We start from the raw sequence: 21,694 nt of genomic DNA, 5'->3' as shown, positions 1-21,694 counted from the left end.
CGGTGTTCTGGGTATGATGCGCGCCGCCCTCATGCTCGGATGGTGCGCCATGCTGAAGCAGGATCTGGCCCGCGCCTTCATCACGACCCAGTCCTTCAAGACGAGCGCGTCCGGCTTCACGCTGGCCTCGGGCGCCGTCAGCCCCTATTACGTCGACTGCCGGGTCCTCATGGCCTATCCGGGCCCTCGGCAACTGGTGGCCCAGCTCGCGGTCGCGACGGTGCAGCACCTCGGCATCGATTGTATCGGAGGGCTGGAGATCGGGGCGATCGCCATCGCGACGGCCATCGCCGATCAAGGGTACCGAGGGAGCCCGCAACGCGAATGGCGGACGTTCGTCGTCCGCAAGCAGGCCAAGGACCACGGGACAGGCCGACTGATCGACGGGGCTATCCGACCGGGGGACCGCGCGCTGATCGTCGACGACGTCCTGACCAGCGGGGGCTCGATCATGAAAGCCGTGACGGCGGCACGAGAGGCCGGCATGACGGTGAGCCACGTCCTGGTCATCGTCGATCGCAAGGAGCAGGAGGGACGCGCCAAGGTCGAAGCCTTGGGGGTTCACCTGCTGAGCCTCCTCACGATCGACGACCTCCGAGCCGCTCTCGGGGGATAGCGGCGCCGGTGTTCGCGACCCAACCAGGGAAGGAGCGCGCCAGAGCCGGCGGTCTCCGCCGGTCGCCCACCCGCTCATGGTCCCTTGCATTCGAACTCGATCCCCCACCGCCGCTCTTCGATCACGTCCGCCCCGCCGACGTGTTCGCTGACGCGGCTGCGTCCCCTCGTCTCACCCTCTCGCACGATCCGATAGCCGCCGCGACAATGCTCCTCCATGAGGCGAAGCGCATCCCGGCGAAACGGCGATAAGACGGCCCCGGTCTCTTTGAAGGGATACACGACGACCCCGCCGTGGTCGTAGCGACGCTCGAGGACCGCGTTCTGCGCACACCCGACCAGGGCGAACGACACGAGCAGGAGCCACCTTGACCCCCGCGACGTCAGGCTCCTAAGATACATGCAACATCTATCGAGGAGGCTGGCCATGACTAGACGTTGGTATCGCTTCACCGCTTTCGTCGTCCTTGCCGTCGGCCTCGGCATCGCGGGTACGGCAGGCGCGTATCATTCGTATGTCCTGTCGGTTGCCCAACTTCGGATGGGGCTGGACAAGAGCTCGTCTCCCAGCCAGAAAGGCTTCTTCCTGATCGACGTCCGCAGCCCGGAGGAGCACGCCGCCGGGGTCATTCCGGGAACCGACATGAACATCGATTTCCGTGAGATCAAGGCTCGGCATCGGGAGATCGGCGCCAAACCGGACGACCATATCGTGGTCTACTGCCAGTCCGGGCATCGGAGCAACATTGCGGCCGAGACGTTGGCCGACCTCGGTTATAAGCATGTGTACAACGTCGCCGGCAGCATGAATGCCTGGGTCGAGGCCGGCTACCCGGTTCAGCCGGTGAAACGGTGACCTGCGAGTCGGGGCAGGGCAAGGGGTAGAGTGAGAGAAGACGCGGTGATCGACTCACTCTGCCCCGTGATGCCCCGTGAACCCCTGCTCGTGAACCTCACGTTCCAAGCTCCCGACCTATCGCCGCGGCAGCACCCCGATGACCGCCGGTAAAGGAATGTGTCCCATCCCCCGTCCATCGATGAGGCTTTGAAAGGGCTCGAGCAGAGCGAGGCCTTCCTGAGGCCCCATCGACTCCCCGTCGATGAGGAGATCGGAGGAAGCTCCCCCATCCATGACCATGGCCTGATGAAGGTTGTGAAACGCGGCCTTTAGGCAGACGGCCAGGTCCCAGAGCGTCACGGCATCGGTCGTCTTGAGCAGGACGATCCTTCCGTCGCGATCCTCGGCCACGACGGTTTGGTGCGCCCGCTTCCCCGTTTGTCGGACCCGGGGCTTCCCTTTCCCATCGAGCAGCATCAGGGACTGCGCGGCTTCTCGATAGGCCATGGTGTCGGCGGAGAAGGGCTCCAACGCCAAGTCGACGACACGGGCTTTTCGGAGGCCGGGAACCTTCGGCTCGGCCACAAAGAGTCCCTGCCATTGGGGATGGCGCCGGGAGCCGAGCGGGCGGCCGTCTTTGTACAAGAGCCCCATGTACGAGTAATCGTCGCGGAAGAGGCCGGCGTTGAACAGAAGGCGAGCCCCCGTGCGGCGCTGCCACTCCTTCAGCGTCAACGGGGCGGGGAGGTTTTCATCCAGGTAGTGATACGTGGCGAACCGATAGCGCTCGGGGTCCACTCTCACCGCCACCAGGGGGGGGACGTCGTCGTCGCACTCGATCCCCGGCTCCCACAGCGCCACGTCGATCCCTTCGACCCACCGTCCCCATGAGACCGGTTCCGGCTCGCCGGCCCCCCCACTGATGGGCACGACGAACACCAGTACCAGCGCAAGGACTCGAAGGGACGCGTGCGAGCGGCGCGGTCGAGTCGAAGGGGGTGGACCGACGGACGTCGTCTGGCTCATCGGAAGGACGGGGGGTGAGAGCATCGCGACCGGGATTGACGGCGGGCCTGAGTATACGGGCGGGCCGTGCGGGGCGTCAATGCGCGCACGCCGCATTGACCCGGTCAGGAGAGTTATTGACTTCCTTGCCCACGCTGCTAGACTGGCTCTTATTTCAAGGATTTGTCGATGCGCCTCTCCATCTTCTGGCGACTGACGATCGGCTTCCTGGCCATTATCGCCCTCGTGTTGGCGGTCAACCTGTTTGCGCTTCACCAGATCCGCCAGATCACGGACCTCACCACGGCCTTGGTCGCCCGGCACTACCCGGCCATTGAAAGCGCAAAATGGCTGATCGACAGCCTGTACGGCCAAGTCCGAAACGAGAAGAAGTACCTCGCGGTCCACGACGAGGTCTTCCTCTCTCACTTCGATGAAGATGCCCGGGAGTTTCGCCGGACTCTCGCGCTCTTGCTCGAGCAGGAGCCGCCGGGCGACGCGCAGAAGATGCTCAAGGAGGTGGAGAACCGGCACGACGACTACCGCATCCTGTTCCATAGCGAAGCCCGCCTGCAGCCCGTCCGCACGCCGAAGATGAGCAAGGAGTACGAGGCGACGCGGGACGAGCTCATCAACACGATCGTTCACACGCTCGAATCCTTCATCACCCAGCACGACGCGATGGTCACGACCGTGCTCAACGATGCTCGCCGCCGTTCGGAGCAGGCCGGCGTCGTCACGAAGCAGCTCATGATCGTGGCCTTGTTCCTCGGTCTTGTCTTGGCCGGGCTCGCGACCTACAGCATCCTCTCCCCCCTGCGACGGTTGCAGGAGCACATCCGCCAGATCGGACAGGGGAACTTCAAGACGGCGATCGATGTCCCGGCTCCCACGGACCTCCAGGACCTCGTGGATTCGGTGGGCTCGATGGCCAAGCGGCTGCAGGAGCTGGACGACCTGAAAGCAGAGTTCGTGTCCCACATCACCCATGAGCTCCGTTCGCCGCTCACGGCCATTCATGCGGGCACGCAGCTGCTGCTGGAGGAGATTCCCGGGCCGGTCACCCAAGCCCAGCGTGAAACCCTGCAGCTCATGGTCGAAAGCAGCCGGCAACTCATCGACATGATCTCGAGCCTGCTCGACCTCTCGAAGATCGAAGCGGGGATGATGGAGTACCGCATCGTCTCCACGGACATGAAGCGGATCATCGATACGGCCGTGAACAAGATCCGCCTCCTCGCCGACCGGGAGCGGATCCGGATCGTCGTAGAGGCCCCGCGGGGACCGGTCTTCGTGCCGGCCGACGACGCCCGCATCCAGCAGGTGCTGGACAACCTGCTATCCAACGCCGTCAAGTTCAGCCGAGAGGGGGGCTCGATCCACATCAAGGTGGAGGCGGACCCCAAGGAGCGGGCGTTGCGCATCTCGGTGTCCGATACCGGACGCGGCATCGCCCCCGAATCGCTGCCCCATATCTTCGAGCGGTTCTATCAAGGCGGGATGCGTGCGCGGGCCACCGCCGCCGGGACGGGCATCGGGCTCGCGCTGGTGAAGAAGGTGGTGGAAGCTCACGGCGGCCGGATCTGGGCCGAGAGCGAACTGGGTAAAGGGACGACGATGACGTTCGTGCTGCCGCTGGGATGAGCGTCCCGGTCCGCCAGACAATCCCCTGTGTGCTCGCCGTCGCGCTGCTCTCGGCGTGCACGCCCTTGCCGTCTTCGATCCCTTCGGATGGGCAGGGTCCGTCGCCGGCTCCGTTCTTCGCCGTGGAGGGGAGCGACGCGAAGGCCTTTCAGACGCTGGCGCGCGAGCAGGACTCCCGGTTGACCCGCTGTTCGCATGACCGCACCTGCGAGCAACAGCACTTCACGAGGGCCTTGCTGGCCCTGTACGAAGACCAGGAGGCCGCGGCCAAGCATTTTCAGGAGGTGATCACGGCGGCGCCCAAGAGCCGGTTGGCCACGGTGAGCGAAGCCTGGCTCAAGGTGCTGGAACAGCGGCCGAGGGACGAGGAGCGGGAAAGCCGGTTCGCGAAAGCCACCCGGTCCTTGATCCTGGAGTTACTCCAGCAGGAACAAGAGCTCCTGCACCGGGAGCAGATGATGCGGGTGGAACTGGGCGCCCGGGAGAAGAAGCTCGAGGAGCTCGCCACCCAGATCGAGCTGCTGAAGCGGATCGACCAGGAGATGAACGAAAAGAGCGCCCGGACACGACCGCGCACGAAGGTCCCGCCGCACCCCGGCAACTAGGCCGCCCGGTTACTCTCTGCCACGGTCCCGTCGATGACGGTCCCACGATTCCAGGGACGGGCCCGACTTCAGGAACCACGCCAGGGTCATCCAGAGCGCAGCGGCCGTGATCCCGGCGATGAACACCCAGTTGTAGACGAGCTTGCCGGTTCTCGAGAGGAACGGCTCCGCCAGCAGCAGGACGACCTCATAGCCCGCGGCTAGAATCACGAGCGTGATCACCGGCAGGACGACGTGGTGCAGCGACGAAATGCCGTCGGGATCGCGCGCGATCTGATTCCGCATGCGGCATCCCATGAGCCAGAGAAACAGGAGCGCCCCGCCGTACCCGGCGAACTCAACGAGATGGGAGGCGCGGAGCCGGGTGTCCGCGAGCGGCGTGCTCTTGAAGAGGGCCACATTGCCGAGGATCGTCGCGAAGCAGAACGCCAGCAGCAACGCCGTCCCGTAGCGGATGAGCCACCGCCACGCTCGCACCCCGCCGTGGTCGTCCGTCCCGCCTCGGTTCAGCTCGCAGGCCGAGGGCGGCCTCCCCGCTCGCCAGGCGGCCCCATGAACCCGCCCCCGCTCCGTCGCGGACTCCGCGATCCCCGGCCGGCCGGTATGGCCTTTTCCCATTGAGACTCCCTCTCCCGCTCGTCCTGAAGGGCACTCATGCTCGCTTCCATTTCGTCTTAATCATCTCCCGAGGGGCCTCCCGGCGCACCGCCGGCTTGCAGGACCGGGGGACGCGACGCCGTCTTGATCGGGTAGGAACGCCGGCGACCTAGCACCGCACCCCGACGGTCAGGCCCGGCATCACGTGGGCGTCCGTGGAAGGGCTGGTCTGAAGATCCGAGACGTTGAGCAGAAAGGCGGCGTTGAGCCGCGCCAGCGACCAAGAAATACCGAGCACGCGCTTCATTCGACCATCCTCGGCTCCATCCCCGGCAGCCCCATGCCCTCCCGAGCCGTCCCAGGACGCGGGGCGCCTTGGGCGGGGCGATCAGCCGCCGAACGGGAGCGGCGGCGACACGCCGGCCGAGGCCCCTCCGATGTTCGAGAACATCATGGTGGCCGCGACCGCCCATTCGATGAACGGCTTGGGGTAGATCCCGAGAATCAAGGTGCCCGCGAGGCCGACGTAGATGACCGTCCGCATGGCGGGAGAGATCTTCAACGGCGACTTGTCGATCGGCTCGTTGATGTACATCTTCTTCACGATGACCAGGTAGTAGTACATCGAGATGACGACGTTCGCGAGGCCGACGACGATCAACGTGTAGAGCTCTTCCTTGATCGCCGCGAGGAAAATGTAGAGCTTGCCGATGAATCCGGCCAGCGGCGGCACCCCGGCCAACGACAGGAGGAAGACCAGCATCGCAAAGGCGAGGAACGGGGATCGGCGATTGAGGCCGTTATAATCCTCGATCTCGTCGCTCCGGATCAGATTGCTCACCGCGATGACGACGGCGAAGGCGCCGAGATTGGCGAACAGATACGTCAGGAGGTAGAAGAGAATCGCGTCCCCGCCCATTTTCGTCCCGGCCGCGAGCCCGATCATCACGTTGCCGATCTGCGCGATCCCGGAATAGGCCAGCAGGCGTTTGATGTTCTTCTGAGCGATGGCGACGATGTTGCCGTAGGTCATCGAGAGGATCGAGACCCCGACCAACAACAGGACCCAGGCCGGTTTCAACGACGCCAGGGACACGAAGAAGAGCCGCAGGAGGATGGCGAACGCCGCCCCCTTCGGCGCGATCGAGAGGAAGGCGGTGACGGGTGTCGGCGCGCCGTGGTACGTGTCCGGGATCCAGCTATGGAAGGGCGCGGCCCCGACCTTGAAGCCCAGCGCGGCGAAGACCAGCAGGAATCCGATGACCAGGCCGGGCGTCCAGGACGTGGCGGCGATCTCGGAAAAGACCAGCTTCCCGGTTTCGCCGTAGACCAGGCTGATGCCGTACGCGAGGATGGCGGCGGCGAACACCCCGAGGATAAAGAACTTGAGGCCCGCCTCGTTGGAAGCCAGGTCCTCCCGCAAGTAGGCCACCAGGACGTAGAAGCCGAACGTCGAGAACTCCAGCGTGATGAACATGGACAGCAGATCGTTCGCCGACGCCATGAACATCATGCCGAGCGCGGACATCAAGACCAGGAAATAGTACTCGCCCTTGAAGAACCGGAACCGATCGACGTAGTCGATCGAGGCCAGGATGACGAGGATGCTCGCGCCGACGACGAAGATCTTGAAAAACAGCGCCAGACGGTCGACGACGAACATGTTCCTGAAAAGGGTGCCGCCGACCTGATTCACGTCGAACCACAGGAGCCCGGCCAGCACGAGCCCCAGCCCGAGGACGCTCAGGTGGGCCAGATGCTGTTTCGGGAGCTTCGGCGCGGCGAAATCGACGATCAAGACGACGCAGAGCCAGAGGGTCAGGAACATCTCCGGCAGCATCAGGAGGAGGTCGGATCCGGACAGGGACAGGGCGAAATTCATGGGCGTCGCACTCGCGGTCGTCGCTCAGCGGTCGTCGATCGGCCCGGCCCCGTCGGAGGCCCGGCCGGGAAGCTGATGGCTGACGGCTGAGACTTGGTTGTGGCTCGGCAATTCCGCCTTCAACGGAACCACCTCGGTGATCCGTGCGATCAAGGGGTCCACGCCGGAGCGGATCACCTGATAGAAATGCCCCGGAAAGATCCCGAAATAAATGCTGGTCGCGATCATCAACAGCAGCGGCATCCGGTCCACGAACGCGACCGCGTCGCGCGCATGACTGTGGGCCTCGACGGTGGGGCCGTAGAAGAGCCCGCGCATCATCCGGAACAGGTACGCCATGGTCAAGACGATGCCGATCACGGCGACGATCACTTGCAGCGGGTACTTGTGCCAACTCCCCACGATGATCATGACTTCGGCGATGAAGTTGACGGTCCCGGGCATCCCGATCGACGCCATGCAGGCGACGATGAAGCAGGACGCGACGAACGGCATGCGGTTGACGAGGCCGCCGAGCGAGGGGATGTCGCGGGTGTGGGTCTGGTCATAGACCCAGCCGGCCATGGCGAACAACATCCCGGTGGCGAGGGCGTGCGCGAACATGTAGAGGACCGCGCCGCTCAGGCTGATGTAGTCGAGCGCCGCCATCCCGAGGAACACGTACCCCATGTGGCTCGAGCTGGAATAGCCGATGACGTACTTGGTGTCCTTGGCGTAGAAGGCGACGAGCCCGCCGTAGATGATGCTGAAGACGCAGAGGACGGCCGCGATCGGCATCAACTCGCGCGTGGTTTGGGGCAGGATCTCGTAGGCGACCCGGATGATCGAGAAGTGACCGAGCTTCATCAGCACGCCCGCGTGCAACATGCTGGTCGCGGCGGGCGCGGCCGCGTGGCCGACCGGCGACCAGGAGTGCAACGGCCAGATCGGCGCGATCGAGGCGAACCCGAAGAAGATCAACAGCCAAATGGTCCGGGCGAGGGCGTCCGAGAACTTCGCCTGCTCGCGCAGCACGAGGATGTCGAACGTGTTGAGACCGGAAAACTTGTAGATCAGGAGGATGCCCATCAAGGCGACGACGGCGCCGGCGGACAGGAACAGCACGAGCTTCATTGCCGCGTACTCTTTGCTGTTCGCGCCGAAATTGAAGATGAAGCCGACCGAGTCCCGCTTCTCCCGGCCTTCGGGAGTCGTCATCTCCAGATAGCCCTTCGTGTGGCTCCCCCAGATCCCGAGCAGCAGATACATGGGGATCACGGACATCTCGTAGAAGAAGTAGAGGAAGAACAGATCGAGGCACATGAAGACGCCGATGGTGGCGGCGGCCAGGATCAGCAGCGTGATGTAGAACTCTTTGATGCGGTCCTTGATGTGCCAGGAAATGAAGATGCCCGCGAACAGCAGGATCGAGGACGCCAACACGAGCGGGGTGCCGATGCCGTCGACAGCGAGGTAGAACGCGATCCCCAGCTCCTTCGACCATTCATAGCGCTGAATGAACTGGAACCCGCCCTTGGCCGGGTCATAGGCATAGAACAAGTACAAGGAGCCGATCAGCGAGACGAAGGCCGAGGCGGCGGCCGTGAGCCGCACCTCGAGCGCGCGGCTGTTCGGGATGAACAGCAGGATCGCCGACCCGACGAACGGCGCAAACAAGATGTACAGCAGCAAGTAGTCAGACATCGCGTTCCTTACTCACCGTCTTCCCGATCTGAGCGGGGGGCCCGCTACGGCGCGCCCCGGGCCAGCACCGACCCCGATCGGGCGGGGGCATCGCGCTTCTCATAGGCGGCCACCGTGGCGCCGCGCTGCACCCGATCCACCACGGCCTGGACCGACCCATTCATCATGTTCAAGAACGGCGCCGGATAGATGCCGATCCAAAAGATCATGGCGGCGAGCGAGAGGCAGATGGCTTTTTCTCTGCCGGTCAGGTCGCTCAACCCCCGCGCGCCTTCCGCCAGCGGCCCGAACACCCCGCGCTCGTAATACCACAGGAAATACGCGGCCCCGAAGATGACGCCGGTCACCGCGATCGCCGCAAAGACCCAGTTCGCCTTGAACGCGCCCAGCAGGATCAAGAACTCACCCACGAATCCGTTGGTCCCCGGGAGCCCGATCGACGCCAGGCCGATGATGAGCAGGAACGTCGCGAGGAGCGGGGCCGGCTTGGCCAAGCCGCCGTAGGCGCTCAACTCGGTGGTGTAACGGCGGGAGTAGAGGAATCCGGCGAGGAAGAAGAGGCCCGCCGTGCTGAAGCCGAGGTTGATCATGGTCAGGAGGCTGCCCTGCACGCCCTGGAAGTTCAACGCGAAGAGGCCGAGCACGACGAACCCCAAGTGACTGATGCTGCTGTAGGCCAAGAGGCGACGGAGGTCCGGCTGCACGAGCGCGATGATGGCGCCGTAGACGATGGCGGCCACGGCCAAGACCATCATGATGGTGACGACGGTCTCGGTCTTCGCCGCATCGGGCACCAGGGGGAGGCTGAACCGGAGAAAGCCGTACGTCCCGAGCTTGACCCCCGCAAGCATGACCGCGACCCCGATGGGCCCCTCCAGCAGCGCGTCCGGCAGCCAGGTATGGAACGGGAACATGGGCGCCTTGAAGGCAAAGCCTAAGAACAGGAGCCAGAAAATGAGCATCTGCTGCCCGAGCGGAACCGGCACCGTCAGCAGATCCAGCAGATCGAACGTGTACGCCGGATCGAGATGATGCGTCACCGCCCACTGATGGTAGTTCAAGTCCAGGAGAATGATGCCAACCAGCATGAACACGCTGCCGAGCAGGGTGTACAGGACATACTTGAGGGCGGCATAGTGCCGGTCCACCCCGACGCCCCAGAGCTTGATCAGGAAGTAGCTGGGGATCAGCATCAACTCCCAGAACACGAAGAACAGGATCAAGTCGATCGAGAGAAAAATCCCCAGCGTCGTCGCCTCGAACGCGAGGAGCGCCATGTAGTAGGCCTTGGCCTGATGGCGGACGGTCTCCCACGAATAGAGAATGATCAGGGTCGTCAGCAGCGCGGTGAGGCCGACGAAGAGAACGCTGATGCCGTCGACCGCCAAGTGGTAGCTGATGCCGAGCGGGGGGATCCAGGGGACACGCTCGGTGAACTGCATGGCCGCGATACCGGGCTGGAAGTGAAAGAGGACGAGACAGGTTAGGACGAGCTCGAGGACGGAGATGCCGAGGGCCGCATTCTTGATCAGATCCTCGTCCTCGAGCAGCCACAGCAGCATGGCGCCGACGAGTGGGAAGAACAGCACGAGCGACAGGATCGGAAAGCCGAATGTGAACTCTTCAAGCATGGGTCAACCGGATGCGTGAGCCCGAGGCCGCGGTCTCGCCGGTGATCGCGTTCGCCGCTCCCTCGATCTCGTGTCTCACTTCAGCGCCACTCCCAGCGTCGAGGACCCCGTCCACCAGACCAGGATCAGGTGCACGAGGATGAACAGGCCCGCGATGATGATGGCGGCATAGTGGTGCACCATCCCGCTTTGCAGCTTCCGCCAGGAGCGGGCCGCCAGGTGGTTGGCATAGCCGACGACGTTGAGAAACCCGTAGATCACGTGTTTTTCGACCCAGGTGCTGCCCGCCGCGCCCGACTCCGCCAGGCGTCCGGCCGCGACCACGATCCCGTCGATCACGCGGCGATCGAACCAATCCCAGAGCCGGCCCACCTGCTTGGTGGGCTCGACGAACAGCAGGTCATACAGCTCGTCCACGTAGTATTTGTTCAACAGCGTGCGATACACGACAGGGAACCGACTGGCCAATTCCGGCGCCGCCTCGGCCCGGACCGCGTACAGGTAATGGGCCACCCCCCAGCCGAGCAAGGCGATCACCGTGGCGACGCCCATCAACATCACGATCGTCCCGGCCCCCACATGCTCCCCGCTCTCCCCCCCGCCGATCACGGGGCGCAGGAAGGAATGGAACCAGCCGTTCTCGGGCGGCACGCCGGGGAACCCGCCGATCACGGAGAGCGCGCCGAGGACGACCAGCGGCCCGATCATGATCATGGGGGACTCGTGGACGTGCTCCGCGGTGTGGTGATCCATCCGGGGATGGCCGTAGAACGTCAGATAGGTGAGCCGAAACATGTAAAAGGCGGTGAGGAAGGCTCCACAGGCCGCGAGCCCATAGAGCGCATACTGGTGATGGACGAACGCGTGGGCCAGGATTTCGTCTTTGCTCCAGAAGCCCGACAGCGGAAAGATGCCCGCGATCGCCAACGTGCCGATCAGAAAGAGCGCGTGGGTCCAGGGGATCTTGTTCTTGAGCCCGCCCATCTTGCGGATGTCCTGCTCGCCGCTCAGCGCATGGATCACGGACCCCGCGGACAGGAAGAGGAGGGCCTTGAAGAAGGCATGGGTCATGAGGTGGAAGATGGCCGCGGCGTAGGCCCCGATGCCGCAGGCCAGGAACATGTACCCCAATTGGCTGACGGTGGAATAGGCGAGGACCCGCTTGATGTCCGTTTGGACGAGGCCGATGGTGGCGGCGAAGAGCGCGGTCAGCCCGCCGACCCACGCCACGGTCGTCATGGCGACCGGCGACATATCGTAGATGACGTGGTTTCGGACGATCATGTAGACGCCGGCCGTCACCATCGTCGCCGCGTGGATCAGCGCGCTCACCGGGGTCGGGCCTTCCATCGCGTCCGGAAGCCAGGTGTAGAGCGGAATCTGCGCGGACTTCCCGACCGCGCCGATCAGCAGACAGAGCGCGATGGCGGTGGCCGTCTCCGGAGACAGTTGACCGGCTTGCGCGAAGACCTGCGTGTAGTCGAGCGTCTTGAAGTTGGCGAAAACGAGGAAGATCGCGATGAGAAAGCCGGCGTCCCCGATGCGGTTCACCACGAAGGCCTTGGTCGCCGCCTTGGCCGCCGAGACGCGGTCGAAATAGTAGCCGATCAACAGATACGAGCAGAGGCCGACGCCTTCCCATCCGATGAAGAGGACCACGTAATTGTTCCCCATCACGAGCAGGAGCATCGAGACCATGAACAGGTTCATGTAGGTGAAGAAGCGGGTGAAGCCTTCTTCCCCGTGCATGTACCCGACCGAGTACAGGTGAATGAGGAAGCCCACGCCGGTGACGACGAGCAGCATGATGCAGGTCAACGGATCGATCAGGAACGCCAGGTTGATCGTGAGATCGCCGCCGAAGATCCAGCGGTAGGCCACGACCTCGCGGGCGGTGCCGGTCTGCAGGGTGTCGACGAAAACGGCGACGGCGCAGAGAAAAGACAGCCCGACGGAGCCCCAGGCGAGCCGATGCGCGGTGTCGTGCGAGTAGCGGTGCCCCAGCAGGCCGTTCAGCAGGACGGCGGCGAGGGGAAACAGGGGGATCAGGAGCACGAGGAGGTCGAAGACTACCATTTCAACAGGTTCATCTCATCGACGTTGGTCGAGATCTTGCCGCGGAACACCACGATGATGATCGCCAAGCCGACCGCGGCTTCGCCGGCTGCGATGGCGATGACGAACAAGGCGACGATCTGACCGGCCATGGACTCCAGATAGTGGGAGAAGGCCACGAGGTTGATGTTAGCGGCGTTCAGCATGATCTCGACGGCCATCAGGACGATGATGAAGTTCCGCCGGATCAAGACGCCGATCAGGCCCGTCATGAAGAGGACGGCGCTCACGGTCACGTATGCGGACAAGGGGATCATCGGTACTCGTTATCCGTTCGTCGGCGGCCGCATGCCGCTCCCGTCCTTGGCTCCTCTCTCGTCGTGCATCTGTGACCGGATTATCGGGCTTCCTCGCCTTCGGTGGACGCGGGCGTCTTTGCGAGGACGATGGCGCCGATGATGGCGCCGAGGAGAAAGATCCCGACGATCTCGAACGGCAGGAGATATTCCCCGAACATCTTGATGCCCACCGCGTGGCTGGCGCCCTCCCTCAGGACCACCTCCGCGGGCGCGTCCCCTTTGGAGCCCCCGAAGGGGGAACGCAGCATGAGGAGGAGCAGCTCCCCAAAGATCGCCACCGCGGCAAACAGGATCACCGCGTACTTGGAGTGGAGATAGCGCTCATCGGATTTCAAGTTGAGCAGCATCAGCACGAAGAGATACAGCACGAGAATCGCACCGGCATAGACGATGATCTGGACGGCGAACAGGAACTCGGCGTTGAGGAGCACAAAGAGACCGGCGACGTGGAGCAGGAGCGTCAGCAAGGCGAGCCCGCAGTGCACCGGATTCTTCAGTGCGACCGTGAAGATGCCCGCGACAATGCTGACCAGTGAGAAGTAGACGAAGAAAACAGGGACCATGCTAGGTCAGGTGTTTGGGTGGTGGCTGCGTCGGCTTGACGACCGACTGCGGGAAAAAATACCGGTACTCGCGGCTGTCCGGGCCGTCTTGTTCCTGGTTGTGCGCATAGAGATACTTCTTCGCGTCCTCCAGATGGCGCTCGCCGATTTCGTAGAGCCGCTTCTTGTCGAACAGGAGCGTCCGCTTGTCGTGCGTCGAGTACTCGTACATCTTCGTCATCGCGAGCGCGTTCACGGGGCAGGCTTCGACGCAGTAGCCGCAAAACACGCACTTCGTGATGTCGATGTAGAATTCGGTGGCGTACCGCTGGAGCGGGAGCGACTTGTCTTCCGCGCTGATCACCTTGATGCAATGCGAGGGGCACGCGGCTTCGCACAGGTCGCACCCGACGCACCGTTCCCGTCCGTCGTCGTAGCGGAGCAGCCCGAGCGCCCCGCGATGGGTATCCGGAATCGTCCGCTGCTCTCTGGGGTACTGAAAGGTGATGGGACGGTGGAACATGTGTTTGAAGGTGACCTTCATCGCGTCCCAGATTTCATAGAAGAGGGCGGCTTGCAGGACCCTCCTGGTCAGCGCGGCGACGCTCATTGTGCAGCCCCCTTCACGACCCTCTCGAGCGTCGCCTCGGTGGACTTGAAGTATGGGGCGCCGGTCACCGGATCGAGCTCCAGAGGCATGAGGTCTTTGACCGGCGGCTCGTTGAAGTGCTCCGGGAAGAAGCAGGAGCCGGGCATCAGTGCCTGGTCGATTTGCACCCCCATCTGGATCGTGCCCTTGGGCGTGGTCACCCGGACGACGTCCCCTTCGTTCAGTCCCATCCGCTCCATGTCCTTGACGTTCATCCGAAGACGCCCCGTGTTCGGGGCGACGGTGAGGAGCCCGGACGCCTGAGTGGAGAGTTTCCCCGAATGGTAGAGCAACTGACCGAGCGTCAGGGTGACCGCGCCCGATCGGTGCGCGGCCGCCTCGGCATACCTCGCCCCCACCTCGCGCGAGAAGCCGTTCGACAGGTAGCCATCGGGGTTCGGCTCGACTTTGCGTGGTTGACCGAGGTTGTAGTAGCCGGGCAGAAGCTTCATGATCTCCCGTTGAATGTCGTACGGGGACTCGTAGTCTAATGGGTAACCCAAGCCGGACGCAATGGCCGTCATGATGTGCCAATCCGGCAGGCTCTCGCCGACGGGGTCCAGGGCTTGGCGCACGCGAAGCACCCGGCCCTCGAGGTTGGTGAAGGTCCCCTCCTTCTCGGCATACGTGCAGGCCGGCAGCACGACGTGCGCGACCTGCGCCGTCTCGGTCAGGAACGGATCCTGGCACACGAGCAACTCGAGACGGCTCAAGGCCTCACGGACCTCGGCTGAGGCCGGCAGGGTGCCGAGCGGATTCTCGCCGATCACGTAGAGCGCTTTGATCTGGCCGGTCCGGCAGCGTTTCAGTATCTCCATCAGGGTCGCGCCGGTCCCGGCGCGGGGAAGATCGGCGCCCCATGCTTTCGCAAATCGCTCACGAGCCGATGGGTCGTCGAAGGCGGCCTGTCCCGGGAGGAACTCCGGCGCGACGCCCATGTCGAGGGCGCCTTGTTCATTGACTTCTTCGGTCACCGTATTGACGCCGCATCCCGGCCGGCCCAGTTTACCGGTCACCCACGCCAGATCCATGAGCGTCAGCACGTTGCGGTAGCCGCCCGGTCGTCGCACGACGCCCTCGCCGCACAGGATCACGGCCCGGGGGGCTTCCGCAAACACCGCCGCGGCCTCATGGATGGCCTCGACGTCGATGCCCGTCTCGGCCGTGATCGTGTCCCAAGAAAGCCGGCCGACGGCTTCTTGCAACGCCTTGAACGCCTCGGGGTGGCGTCCCACTGCCTCGCTGTCCGTGAGATCCCGCTCGATGACCGACTTCATCAGGCCCTGGACGAACCGCCATTCCGTCCCCGGCCTGACCAGCATCGGGTGGGAGGCGAGCTTCGCCATATTGGTGTTCCCGGAATCAACGACGATCACTTGGGACTTGTAGACCCGGATCGCTTCCTTGACCCGGACCGAGGTCAGCGGATTCGTGTCGGTGAGGTTGCTCCCGACCAAGAGGACGGCCTTGGCCTTGGTGATGTCCTCCCAGCTATTCATCATGCGGCCGACGCCCGCCGCGTGCCGCGCCGCGCGGACGAAGTTGACGTGCCCGTAGCGCGCGCTGCTGTCGAGTTGGTTCGTGCCGATCGCCGCGCGCATGAGCTTCTGGAACAGGTACAGCTCTTCATTGGTACAGCGGGCGGTGATGAGGCCGGCGATGGCATTCGCTCCATGCTTGGCCTTGATCTCGGTCAGGCGGTCCACCACCGTGTGCACGGCCTCGAGCCACGGAGTGACGACGAGCTGATCGTCCCGCCGCATCAACGGCTGCTGCAGGCGCGCCTTGCTGTCGATGTATTGAAAGCCGAAGCGCCCTCTGACGCAGAGCCCGCCGTGACCTTTTGCGGTCTCGGACCGGTCGCCCCACTTGTTCTTCCACGACAGGGGCGACGTGACCCGGACCACCTCGTTGTCCTTGGTCTCGATGTGCATCTGGCAGCCGTCGCCGCAATAGTTGCACGTCGTCGTGGTCTTCTTGAGCTGCCAGGGCTTGTAGCGGTATTTCGAAAACTTGTTGGTGATGGCGCCGACCGGGCAGACGGCCAAGCAGTCGCCGCAGAACTCGCAGGACAGCGGCGTGTCGCCCTTCGCCACGACCTGCGTGAAGCCGCCCTTCTTCATGAACTGCAGCGCGTCGATCATCAGCACGTCTTTGCAGATGTTGATGCACTCCCCGCACGCGATGCAGCGGTTCATGTTGAAATCGAGGACCAGGCTGCGGGTGTCCTCCGGGATGAATTTTTGCTTCGCGTTGGCCAGGTTGGTGACCTGGTGCTGGAACGCCATGTCCTGCAGCTCGCAGTGGCCGTCGGCGTCGCAGACCGGACAATCGAGCGGATGGACGGAGAGGTGCTTCTCGACCGCCTTCTTCCGGGCCTGGAACAGATCGTCCCCTTCCGTACGGACCACCATGCCGGCGGTCGCCTTCGCCGTGCATGAGCGGACGGGGGCCTTCTTCCCTTCGACCATGACCAAGCACATGCCGCAGGAGCCGAACGGATCGAAGGTGTAGTGGTAACACATGGCCGGGACGATCTTGCCGGTGCTCGCGATCACGTCGTAGAGCGAGACGCCGTCCCGGGCGCTGACGGTCTGCCCGTCGATCGTCAAGTCGATCGATGCCGCTTCAGTATCGGGAGTGGTCACAGGCTTCAGTGCCATAATTCATTCACCGTTCATCAATTCATTCACCGTTCATCGTTGACCGTAACCATCGGCCCTTTTCACTCCGCAGCGCTCCTCAGGTTCACGATTCAGGTTCACGATTAACGTTTCACAAATAACATCTAACCCTACCGATCGCATTCCCCCATGACGATATCGTACGTGCCGAAGATCGTGACGGCGTCGGCGATCATGTAGCCGCGGGACATGTAGTCGAACGCCCCCATGTGGATGAACGAGGGGGCGCGGATCTTGAGTCGGTACGGCTTGCCGCCCCCGGTGCTGACGATATAGAACCCCAGCTCCCCCTTGTGCGCTTCGGTCCCGCAGTAGATCTCCCCCGGGGGCGCATCGAAGCCCTGGGAGAACAGCTTGAACTGCTGAATCATCGACTCGAGATTCGTGAAGACCCGGTTCTTGGGCGGCAACGTGACGCTCGGCACGTCCGCCATGATGGGGCCTTCCGTCATCTGGTCCAGGCACTGGCGGATGATCTTCACGCTCTCGTACAGTTCCATGACCCGGATCCAGTACCGATCGTACGTGTCGCCGTTCTTTCCGACTGGGACGCTGAACTCGCATCTCGGGTACGCGCTGTACGGCTCATACTTCCGGAGATCGTAGTCCACGCCGGAGCCCCGGAGGGTCGGACCGCTGAGCCCGAAGTTCACCGCGTCCTCCGCCGAGATCACCGCCACCCCTTTGGTGCGGGCCAACCAAATGCGGTTCTTTTCGAGGAACACGACGTATTCGTCGATCTTGGGTGGAAAATAATCGATGAACTTTCGCAGCTTCTCGATCAGGGACGGGGTGAAATCCCGCTCGACCCCTCCGATGCGATACCAACTCGTGGTCAGCCGGGCTCCGCACAGTTCGTCGAACCAATCGAGCAGGATCTCCCGATCCCGAAAGGTATAGAAGAACACCGTCATCGCCCCGATGTCGAGCGCCTGCGTCCCCAGCCAAAATTGATGGCCGATGATACGCTGCACCTCGGCGACGATCGTGCGCAGATACTCCGCGCGCTCCGGCACGGTGATGTTCAGCAGCTTCTCCACCGCTCGGCAGTACGCAAAGTTGTTGTACATGGCGCAGACGTAGTCGAGCCGGTCGGTGTGCGGAATGAACTGATGGTACGTCCCCTCTTCCGCGAGCTTCTCGACGCCGCGGTGCAAGTACCCCATGACCGGCGTCGACTTGACGATGCGCTCGCCCTCGAGCTCGAGAATCACCTTGAGCACGCCGTGCGTACTGGGATGCTGCGGCCCCATGTTGAGCAGCAGCTCTTCGGTCCGGAGCGTGGGCAGCGTCTCGCTCTCGGGATGCGACGGATCGACCTTGTAGACGGTCGTCCGCTGGTCCTCGAGCGCCTGCCGGCCTTGGGCGTCTTTGCCGTTCTTAGACTCTTTCATCGAGAAACTCGAACGTGTCACGCCATCCCTTCCCTTGAATCGGGAAGTCCTTCCTCAAGGGGTAGCCCTCCGTGTAGTCGTCGGGCATGAGAATCCGGCGGAGGTCGGGGTGGTTCCGAAACCGAATCCCCATCATGTCGTAGACCTCGCGCTCCATGAAGTCGGCGCCCTTCCAGATATCGGTCAGCGAATCGACGATGCAGTCCGACTCGGGGACACGGGTCTTCAAGCGGATGCGATGCCGCTTTCTGATGGAATAGAACTCGTAGACGACCTCGAACCGCTCGTCATCATCCGGCCAGTCGACCGAGCTCACATGGACGATGTAATCGAAATCCATGCCCGGGTCGTCGTGCAAAAATTTCGCGACGTCGTGTAGAAAATCCCGCTTCACGGTCACGGCGACGCCCCCCCGCCACTCGACCGCTTTCACGAAGGCCTTCGGATATTCCTGCTGAACGCGCTCGGCTAAGGGATGCTGCATGGGGTCACGCTTTCACCTGCTCGGGCTGTTTGGTGAAGACGCGCTTCTGCATGATGCGCTCTTGCAGCTTCAGGATGCCGTCGAACAAGGCCTCGGGCGTCGGAGGACAGCCCGGCACATAGATATCGACCGGCACGAAGCGATCCACGCCCTGCACCACGCTGTAGCTGTCATAGATGTTGCCGGAGGTCGCGCACGATCCCATGGCGATGACGTATTTCGGCTCCGGCATCTGGTCGTAGATCTTCCTGATGACGGGCGCCATGCGGCGGCATACCGTGCCGGCGACGATCATCAGGTCGGATTGCCGCGGCGACGCGCGAAACACCCCGGCCCCGTAGCGGTCCATGTCGTACCGGGAAGACACCGCCGCGATCATCTCGATCGCGCAGCACGCCAGCCCGAACGTCATCGGCCAGAGCGAGCCTTTCCGCGCCCAATTGACGGCCTTCTCGACCGTCGTCACGATCACGTCCGGCTGCCCGTCCTTCTCGTGCCTCCCGAGCTGGATCAGACCCATGTAAGGCCCCAGTGATGAGTGCGGAATGATGAGTGATGAACGTCAGATTGTGGCATCGACTTCCTCATTCGCATTCATCACTCATCATTCCGCACTCTGCATTCGTCTTCAGTCCCACTCCAACGCGCCCTTCTTCCAGGCATAGACGTACGCCACGATGAACAAGGCGATGAAGATCAGCATCTCCACGAGCCCGATCAATCCGATCTTGTCGAATACCACGGCCCACGGATACAGGAAGATCACTTCGATGTCGAAGATCACGAACAGCATCGCGAAGATGTAGTAGCGAACCGGGAACGGCATCCGCGCATCGGAGAACGGTTCGCTGCCGCATTCGTACGCGCTGAGCTTTTCGGCTTCCGGGTATTTGGGCTGAACGAGGTAACTGAGCACCAGCGTCACGATCCCGAACGCGGCCGCAATGACGATGAACAGAAGGATCGGGAAGTACCGCGTCAAATACTCGAGGAGCAACTCGGTGCCGCTCACGCGACCTCTTCACGAAGTTGTTGAGTTCTCAAACAGATTTGGACAGTGTATCGAGGGGTTTGCAACAAATTCAAGCGCACAAAGGACCTAAGGCGCGTCTCCCGAAAGCCCTAGCGGTGATCGCGCAGCGGGGCGCGTCGATCGGCCTCATCCTCGGACGCTCACGAGGGACGCTTCGGGGTCTTTTGCATGCGGTCTGACGGCGTACGGAGGTTCGGCGGCTCATCGGACCCCGCCTGCCACTCGGCTTCCAGCGGCGGGACCGCCTTGGCCTTCTTTCGCCGATGGATCTGCGTTTCGATCCGACGCTTCGCCTCATCACCCTGGGGCGACCGTCGCGTTTCACCCTCTCGCGGAGGCATCACTCGACCTCACGTCGTGGCGAGGAAGGGCTCGCACCTTAGCATCGGCCTCCACGGGCTGTCAAACCCGCTCCAATACAAGGTCTTTTCCTTGACAACCGGACGTCGTTTGATATGGTTTGCCCAGAATGCCACTGAGCTGGGGGGACGCACTATGAGGCCTGTGATGCGCGTGTGGGCACTGATAATCGGCTTCGCTCTGATCGACGGGATGGTCGTCCATGCCGAGGCTCCCTCTCACCTGTCCGTCCGGCTGGGCGAGCAGGCGTTGGCGTTCTCCTCCGGCTTCATCCGGGAGAGCGTCCCGGTTCACGGCGTGGTCACGAAAACCCCCTACAGCCGGATGATCGTCGGACAAACCGATACCGTCTACGCCCGAATGGAAGATCCCAGTGAGGTCGCGCCCGGTTCCCTCTATACCGTCTATCGCCGCATTCATCCCGTGTTTCATCCTGTGACGCATCGCGCCATGGGTGATCTCTTCTCGGTGCTGGCCGTCATCCGGATCGTCAAGATCGACGACCAGCTCGCCACCGCGAAGATCGAGCGTGGCTACTCGGCGGTGCATCCCGGCGACCGGTTGATGCCGTTCGTTCCGCCGCCTCCTCCGGACAGCTCCGCCGAAGCCGATCAGCTCCAGGCGGAGGGGTACGGACGGATCATCGACGTGCAGACGCCGCGGACATTGATCGCGCAAAACCACTTCGTCTATATCGATTGGGGCCGAGAGGACGGGCTTCGGATCGGAGATCGCTTGGACGTCCTGCGGAGCCAACCGGGCTACCCGAACGAGACGATCGCCACGATCAAGGTCGTCGCCTTGGAAGAGACCACGGCGAGCGCCCTCGTCCTTCGCGCGTTGAGACCCGTGGGAGTCGGCGACCAACTCACGCCGGCCGTGCCGTCCGGACAAGCCGCCGTCGCCTCGCCGGTCGCGCTGCCCGTCGCCCCCGCACCTCCCGCTCGTTCGGCGTCCCGATCACGCGAGGAGCTCAGCAAATCCTTGGCGACGGAGATTGCGAAGGGTGATGTCAGCATCACCCAGTCCGGCGACCGCGTGACGATCAGTCTGAACGATCTCGTCGATCAGCTCGAGTACGATCCGGGGGACGCGCACATCAAGCCGACGGGGTTGAAGATCCTCAAGCAGATCAGCGACTACCTCAAGCAGCAGAACGACCAGGAGATCTTGGTGGAAGGCCATACGGACAACATGCGGATCGGCCGCAGCCTCCTCGCCCGGTACCCCTCCAACCGCGAGCTGTCCGAGGCACGCGCCAACCTGATCGTGCGGTACTTCATCGAAGCCGGCTTGGACCCCGGCTCGCTCTCGGCGATCGGCCATGCCGAGACTCGACCCGTGGCCAGCAACGCCACCGAAGAAGGTCGTCGCAAGAACCGCCGCATCGAGATCGTGCTGAATCCGAAGCCCGCCATCCCGCCACAGGCCGAAGCGCCCGACCTCGCCCCGTTGCAGGTCAACGTGCCGGGCCCTGCCTCCGATGACTCTGGGCCGAGCCATGTCGCGCCCGAGGAGAAGCAGCCGGAAGAGCACGGCGAAGGCCCGCAGCATGAGGCGGCGGCCGGCGGAGCCGAGGTCCCGGTCACGAACAACTGACCCTCTCGACGCGACGGCGCGTTGTCACGTCGAGG

Annotated in this window: 22 protein-coding genes; 5 read left to right on the top strand and 17 right to left on the bottom strand. The window is 63.3% G+C overall.

All coding sequences use genetic code 11. From position 1 onward, the window contains the following. Positions 1-13 precede the first annotated feature (13 nt). Positions 14-616 (top strand): orotate phosphoribosyltransferase, encoded by a 603-nt coding sequence (gene pyrE / locus ACWHYV_RS01785; RefSeq protein ID WP_447978953.1) that lies wholly within the window; start codon positions 14-16, stop codon positions 614-616. Between the two features lie 74 nt (positions 617-690). On the opposite strand, the gene ACWHYV_RS01780 is transcribed toward pyrE, so the two are convergent. Beyond that, entirely contained in the window at positions 691-969 is a 279-nt protein-coding gene (locus ACWHYV_RS01780) for a hypothetical protein (protein ID WP_447978952.1), read from the bottom strand. Positions 970-1,042: 73 nt separating this feature from the next. Between ACWHYV_RS01780 and ACWHYV_RS01775 the strand changes: the two genes are divergently transcribed. Next, positions 1,043-1,471, top strand: coding sequence for a rhodanese-like domain-containing protein (locus ACWHYV_RS01775; protein WP_447978951.1), 429 nt, complete (start codon positions 1,043-1,045; stop codon positions 1,469-1,471). A 117-nt stretch (positions 1,472-1,588) separates the two neighbouring features. Here ACWHYV_RS01775 and ACWHYV_RS01770 read toward each other — a convergent pair whose 3' ends face one another. Beyond that, positions 1,589-2,383 carry a phosphodiester glycosidase family protein gene (locus tag ACWHYV_RS01770; protein ID WP_447978950.1) on the bottom strand — a complete coding sequence of 265 codons (795 nt, stop codon included), beginning with the start codon at positions 2,381-2,383 and terminating at the stop codon, positions 1,589-1,591. A gap of 264 nt (positions 2,384-2,647) precedes the next feature. On the opposite strand from ACWHYV_RS01770, the gene ACWHYV_RS01765 reads away from it, so the two are divergent. Together ACWHYV_RS01765 and ACWHYV_RS01760 are read left to right on the top strand one after the other, a co-directional pair. Further along, positions 2,648-4,102: a HAMP domain-containing sensor histidine kinase gene (locus ACWHYV_RS01765; RefSeq protein WP_447978949.1), complete on the top strand. Its 1,455-nt coding sequence runs from the start codon at positions 2,648-2,650 to the stop codon at positions 4,100-4,102. Beyond that, positions 4,099-4,707 carry a hypothetical protein gene (locus ACWHYV_RS01760; protein ID WP_447978948.1) on the top strand — a complete coding sequence of 203 codons (609 nt, stop codon included), beginning with the start codon at positions 4,099-4,101 and terminating at the stop codon, positions 4,705-4,707. The genes ACWHYV_RS01765 and ACWHYV_RS01760 overlap by 4 nt, the downstream gene beginning before the upstream one ends. A 9-nt stretch (positions 4,708-4,716) precedes the next feature. Here ACWHYV_RS01760 and ACWHYV_RS01755 read toward each other — a convergent pair whose 3' ends face one another. The 15 genes from ACWHYV_RS01755 to ACWHYV_RS01685 all read right to left on the bottom strand — a co-directional run bounded on the left by ACWHYV_RS01755 (position 4,717) and on the right by ACWHYV_RS01685 (position 20,041). Beyond that, positions 4,717-5,325, bottom strand: coding sequence for a hypothetical protein (locus ACWHYV_RS01755; RefSeq protein WP_447978947.1), 609 nt, complete (start codon positions 5,323-5,325; stop codon positions 4,717-4,719). A 148-nt stretch (positions 5,326-5,473) separates the two neighbouring features. Further along, positions 5,474-5,611 (bottom strand): hypothetical protein, encoded by a 138-nt coding sequence (locus tag ACWHYV_RS01750; protein ID WP_447978946.1) that lies wholly within the window; start codon positions 5,609-5,611, stop codon positions 5,474-5,476. Between the two features lie 81 nt (positions 5,612-5,692). Further along, entirely contained in the window at positions 5,693-7,186 is a 1,494-nt protein-coding gene (locus ACWHYV_RS01745) for an NADH-quinone oxidoreductase subunit N (RefSeq protein WP_447978945.1), read from the bottom strand. 24 nt (positions 7,187-7,210) lie between these two features. Then, positions 7,211-8,869: a complex I subunit 4 family protein gene (locus ACWHYV_RS01740; RefSeq protein WP_447978944.1), complete on the bottom strand. Its 1,659-nt coding sequence runs from the start codon at positions 8,867-8,869 to the stop codon at positions 7,211-7,213. A gap of 44 nt (positions 8,870-8,913) precedes the next feature. Then, entirely contained in the window at positions 8,914-10,500 is a 1,587-nt protein-coding gene (locus tag ACWHYV_RS01735) for a complex I subunit 4 family protein (RefSeq protein WP_447978943.1), read from the bottom strand. A gap of 75 nt (positions 10,501-10,575) precedes the next feature. Next, the gene (gene nuoL, locus ACWHYV_RS01730) at positions 10,576-12,576 is read right to left on the bottom strand and encodes an NADH-quinone oxidoreductase subunit L (RefSeq protein ID WP_447978942.1); all 2,001 of its coding nucleotides are present in this window, start codon (positions 12,574-12,576) and stop codon (positions 10,576-10,578) included. Further along, positions 12,570-12,872 (bottom strand): NADH-quinone oxidoreductase subunit NuoK, encoded by a 303-nt coding sequence (gene nuoK / locus ACWHYV_RS01725; protein ID WP_447978941.1) that lies wholly within the window; start codon positions 12,870-12,872, stop codon positions 12,570-12,572. Before nuoK ends, nuoL begins: the two co-directional genes overlap by 7 nt. 80 nt (positions 12,873-12,952) lie before the next feature. Next, complete coding sequence (locus ACWHYV_RS01720) at positions 12,953-13,477, bottom strand: NADH-quinone oxidoreductase subunit J (protein ID WP_447978940.1); 525 nt, start codon at positions 13,475-13,477, stop codon at positions 12,953-12,955. Between the two features lies 1 nt (position 13,478). Continuing rightward, positions 13,479-14,066, bottom strand: a complete 588-nt coding sequence (gene nuoI, locus ACWHYV_RS01715; protein ID WP_447978939.1) for an NADH-quinone oxidoreductase subunit NuoI — start codon at positions 14,064-14,066, stop codon at positions 13,479-13,481. Then, entirely contained in the window at positions 14,063-16,768 is a 2,706-nt protein-coding gene (locus ACWHYV_RS01710) for a molybdopterin-dependent oxidoreductase (protein WP_447978938.1), read from the bottom strand. Before ACWHYV_RS01710 ends, nuoI begins: the two co-directional genes overlap by 4 nt. A 131-nt stretch (positions 16,769-16,899) precedes the next feature. Then, a complete protein-coding gene (nuoD, locus tag ACWHYV_RS01705) occupies positions 16,900-18,042 on the bottom strand; it encodes an NADH dehydrogenase (quinone) subunit D (protein WP_447980673.1) in 1,143 nt (380 codons plus the stop codon). 127 nt (positions 18,043-18,169) lie between these two features. After that, positions 18,170-18,667, bottom strand: a complete 498-nt coding sequence (locus ACWHYV_RS01700) for an NADH-quinone oxidoreductase subunit C (protein ID WP_447978937.1) — start codon at positions 18,665-18,667, stop codon at positions 18,170-18,172. 4 nt (positions 18,668-18,671) lie between these two features. Further along, positions 18,672-19,187, bottom strand: coding sequence for an NADH-quinone oxidoreductase subunit B (locus ACWHYV_RS01695; RefSeq protein ID WP_447978936.1), 516 nt, complete (start codon positions 19,185-19,187; stop codon positions 18,672-18,674). A gap of 108 nt (positions 19,188-19,295) precedes the next feature. Beyond that, positions 19,296-19,679: an NADH-quinone oxidoreductase subunit A gene (locus tag ACWHYV_RS01690; RefSeq protein ID WP_447978935.1), complete on the bottom strand. Its 384-nt coding sequence runs from the start codon at positions 19,677-19,679 to the stop codon at positions 19,296-19,298. Positions 19,680-19,840: 161 nt separating this feature from the next. Then, a complete protein-coding gene (locus ACWHYV_RS01685) occupies positions 19,841-20,041 on the bottom strand; it encodes a hypothetical protein (protein WP_447978934.1) in 201 nt (66 codons plus the stop codon). A gap of 166 nt (positions 20,042-20,207) precedes the next feature. Here ACWHYV_RS01685 and ACWHYV_RS01680 point away from each other — a divergent pair, with 166 nt between their 5' ends. After that, on the top strand, positions 20,208-21,659 hold the full coding sequence (locus ACWHYV_RS01680) for an OmpA/MotB family protein (protein ID WP_447978933.1): 1,452 nt from the start codon (positions 20,208-20,210) through the stop codon (positions 21,657-21,659). The last annotated feature ends 35 nt before the right edge of the window (positions 21,660-21,694 follow it).

The organism is Candidatus Nitrospira bockiana (genome assembly GCF_965152565.1).
This window is presented reverse-complemented; position numbering and strand designations above follow the sequence as displayed.

Coding starts and splice junctions, on each gene's coding strand:
- pyrE (WP_447978953.1), top strand. CDS start 14: ATGATGCGCGCCGCCCTCATGCTCGGATGGTGCGCCATGCTGAAGCAG.
- ACWHYV_RS01775 (WP_447978951.1), top strand. CDS start 1,043: ATGACTAGACGTTGGTATCGCTTCACCGCTTTCGTCGTCCTTGCCGTC.
- ACWHYV_RS01765 (WP_447978949.1), top strand. CDS start 2,648: ATGCGCCTCTCCATCTTCTGGCGACTGACGATCGGCTTCCTGGCCATT.
- ACWHYV_RS01760 (WP_447978948.1), top strand. CDS start 4,099: ATGAGCGTCCCGGTCCGCCAGACAATCCCCTGTGTGCTCGCCGTCGCG.
- ACWHYV_RS01755 (WP_447978947.1), bottom strand. CDS start 5,325: ATGGGAAAAGGCCATACCGGCCGGCCGGGGATCGCGGAGTCCGCGACG.
- ACWHYV_RS01750 (WP_447978946.1), bottom strand. CDS start 5,611: ATGAAGCGCGTGCTCGGTATTTCTTGGTCGCTGGCGCGGCTCAACGCC.
- ACWHYV_RS01745 (WP_447978945.1), bottom strand. CDS start 7,186: ATGAATTTCGCCCTGTCCCTGTCCGGATCCGACCTCCTCCTGATGCTG.
- ACWHYV_RS01740 (WP_447978944.1), bottom strand. CDS start 8,869: ATGTCTGACTACTTGCTGCTGTACATCTTGTTTGCGCCGTTCGTCGGG.
- ACWHYV_RS01735 (WP_447978943.1), bottom strand. CDS start 10,500: ATGCTTGAAGAGTTCACATTCGGCTTTCCGATCCTGTCGCTCGTGCTG.
- nuoL (WP_447978942.1), bottom strand. CDS start 12,576: ATGGTAGTCTTCGACCTCCTCGTGCTCCTGATCCCCCTGTTTCCCCTC.
- nuoK (WP_447978941.1), bottom strand. CDS start 12,872: ATGATCCCCTTGTCCGCATACGTGACCGTGAGCGCCGTCCTCTTCATG.
- ACWHYV_RS01720 (WP_447978940.1), bottom strand. CDS start 13,477: ATGGTCCCTGTTTTCTTCGTCTACTTCTCACTGGTCAGCATTGTCGCG.
- nuoI (WP_447978939.1), bottom strand. CDS start 14,066: ATGAGCGTCGCCGCGCTGACCAGGAGGGTCCTGCAAGCCGCCCTCTTC.
- ACWHYV_RS01710 (WP_447978938.1), bottom strand. CDS start 16,768: ATGGCACTGAAGCCTGTGACCACTCCCGATACTGAAGCGGCATCGATC.
- nuoD (WP_447980673.1), bottom strand. CDS start 18,042: ATGGGGCCGCAGCATCCCAGTACGCACGGCGTGCTCAAGGTGATTCTC.
- ACWHYV_RS01700 (WP_447978937.1), bottom strand. CDS start 18,667: ATGCAGCATCCCTTAGCCGAGCGCGTTCAGCAGGAATATCCGAAGGCC.
- ACWHYV_RS01695 (WP_447978936.1), bottom strand. CDS start 19,187: ATGGGTCTGATCCAGCTCGGGAGGCACGAGAAGGACGGGCAGCCGGAC.
- ACWHYV_RS01685 (WP_447978934.1), bottom strand. CDS start 20,041: ATGCCTCCGCGAGAGGGTGAAACGCGACGGTCGCCCCAGGGTGATGAG.
- ACWHYV_RS01680 (WP_447978933.1), top strand. CDS start 20,208: ATGCGCGTGTGGGCACTGATAATCGGCTTCGCTCTGATCGACGGGATG.